This window comes from Bartonella sp. OT172YNZD (assembly GCF_042193725.1).
Taxonomy (GTDB): domain Bacteria; phylum Pseudomonadota; class Alphaproteobacteria; order Rhizobiales; family Rhizobiaceae; genus Bartonella; species Bartonella grahamii_A.
Genome location: NZ_JBHILZ010000115.1, coordinates 1 through 560, shown reverse-complemented (window position 1 = coordinate 560; position 560 = coordinate 1). Strand labels below are relative to the sequence as shown.

General features: G+C 48.9%; 1 protein-coding gene. It reads right to left on the bottom strand.

Annotation, left to right across the window (positions count from 1 at the left end; genetic code table 11):
• Nucleotides 1-133: 133 nt before the first annotated feature.
• A complete protein-coding gene (locus ACFIJS_RS09395; RefSeq protein WP_375651351.1) occupies nucleotides 134-472 on the bottom strand; it encodes a hypothetical protein in 339 nt (112 codons plus the stop codon).
• Nucleotides 473-560 lie beyond the last annotated feature (88 nt).

Here is a 560-nt window from a genome sequence, read left to right as displayed (position 1 = left end):
AGCAGCACGATCACGCCCCCAATAGTGCACCACTTCGCGCGCATTCAAAGCACGCTCTGGCAATAAAGCTGGGCGGGAACACGCCATGCGAACAACAGGCGGCAATTCAACCGATAAAAAATGATAAGAAAGGCTACCCACCGGCTTGTGTGTTGAGCAAGCGCACACGCTCAAGCCCAATGCCATCGCCAGTAACCGGCAACTTCCCATTGACTTCCTCCATTTTGATAAGCTTTTGTTCCAAAGCCGAAATCACCCCTTGCGCTCGATGCTCAGCTTCCAACGCAGCTTGCCTTTGTCGCTCCAGATCAAGCTGTGCTTTTTCGGAAGCCTTGGCAATCTCCAACTGCCAATACAAATCACGCGCCTTTTCCGCTTTTAAAATTTGCGCTTTCATAAAGCCAAAAGCCGCCAACATCACACTGACAAAAAAAAGCAGACCAAAAGACAGTTTTGAAACAGCGCTAAACATTGCTTTTATCTCCCCACCCCGTTATCTCCACCCCATCATAGGAGCGGCTATGCCGCTTATGGGAATGTTTCCTATTAGAAAAATCCAT